Here is a 1,846-nt window from a genome sequence, read left to right as displayed (position 1 = left end):
CATCGGCATCCTGTCGGGTATCGGCGGTTGGGCCGGCATCGGCCTCGCAGCCGGTCTCGAAAAGCCGACCGACGGTCTGGGTGCTGTGGGGGGTTACGCCGAACTGGCTTCCTACACCGAACTGGGCGGCACGATGACCGTTTTCGCACTGCCGTAATCGTGCATCGGGCGGAACGCGCAGACGGTGCGTTCCGGAAGGTCTGAGGACCGGCACCGCGTGAAAACGCCGGTGCCGGTTTTCGTTTCCGGCCCCGCCGATGCGCCGGAAACATGCGTGACCCACTGATCCGTTCGCGTTGCGCAGTGCAACATACAGCGATTTTCGCCATGTTGCAGCGCGCCACGCGCGAGGCTTCCGACGGCCGCAGAAGCCAAGCTTGGCAAGCTGGAGCGATTTTTAACCAGTTTGTCAAGTTTAAAATTTTAGGACGAGGCGGGGAAAACTTCCCGCTGTTCAAAAATCGTGTGCTATATCTTCATTACCCCGACGCTCAGTGCCACTTATGGACGTCGCCGGGAATAGCGGCCGAAGCCTTCTACTCGAGGCTTTGGCTTTTTGGTCGGAATGAGGAGGAGCCTATTTCCATGAAGATGAAAACACTGCCCCTGTGGGTCGCCGCACTTGCCATCCCGGGCACCGCATTGGCCAACGCCGATGTCGCCAAGCTGATCAAGGATCCGAAGAACTGGGCCATGCAGGCCGGCAACTTCGAAAATCAGCGCTACAGCACCCTGAACCAGATCAACAAGAAGAATGTGAAGGACCTGAAGGTCGCCTGGACCTTTTCGACCGGCGTGTTGCGCGGTCACGAAGGTGGTCCGCTGGTGATCGGCGACACGTTGTTCGTTCACTCGCCCTTCCCCAACAAGGTGTTCGCGATCGATCTGGAAACCCAGAAGATCAAGTGGAAGTACGAGCCGAAGCAGGATCCGTCAGTGATCCCGGTGATGTGCTGCGACACCGTCAATCGCGGTCTCGCCTACGCCGAAGGCAAGGTGTTCCTGCAGCAGGCCGACACGACGCTCGTTGCTCTCGACTCCAAGTCGGGCAAGGTGCTGTGGTCGGTCAAGAACGGCGACCCGAAGGTTGGCGCGACCAACACGAACGCCCCGCACGTGTTCAAGGACAAGGTCATCACCGGTATTTCCGGCGGTGAATTCGGTGTCCGCGGCTTCGTGGCTGCCTACGACATCAACACCGGCAAGCAGGTGTGGAAGGGTTTCAGCACCGGCCCCGACGCCGAAATGCTGATGGACCCGGAAAAGACGATGACCTGGACCAACGGCAAGATGGCGCCGGTGGGCAAGGATTCGTCGATCAAGACCTGGCAGGGTGACCAGTGGAAGATCGGTGGCGGCACGACCTGGGGCTGGTACTCGTACGACCCGCAGGAAAACCTGATGTATTACGGTTCGGGCAACCCCTCGACGTGGAACCCGTCGCAGCGTCCGGGCGACAACAAGTGGTCGATGACCCTGTGGGCACGTGATGTCGACACCGGCATGACCCGTTGGGTGTACCAGATGACCCCGCACGACGAGTGGGACTTCGACGGCATCAACGAAGTCATCCTGGCCGACGTGGACGTCAAGGGCAAGAAGCGCAAGGTTGCGGTGCACTTCGACCGTAATGGCTTCGGCTACACGATGGACCGTGTGACCGGCGAGCTGCTGACCGCCGAAAAGTTTGACCCGAAGGTGAACTGGGCCACGCACGTCGACATGAACACCGGTCGTCCGCAAGTGGTTGCCAAGTACTCGACCCGTCAGAACGGCGAAGATGTGAACAGCAAGGGCATCTGCCCGGCCGCGCTGGGTTCGAAGGACCAGCAGCCGGCTTCGTTCA

The 1,846-nt window shown here is 60.2% G+C and carries 1 protein-coding gene; it reads left to right on the top strand.

The features are described from left to right. Positions 1–591: 591 nt before the first annotated feature. The coding region (locus tag ACTIFF_RS17740) for a PQQ-dependent dehydrogenase, methanol/ethanol family (RefSeq protein ID WP_439538028.1) at positions 592–1,846 on the top strand (1,255 nt) is incomplete at its 3' end.

This window comes from Methyloversatilis sp. (assembly GCF_051861465.1).
Classification (GTDB): domain Bacteria; phylum Pseudomonadota; class Gammaproteobacteria; order Burkholderiales; family Rhodocyclaceae; genus Methyloversatilis.
This window is presented reverse-complemented; position numbering and strand designations above follow the sequence as displayed.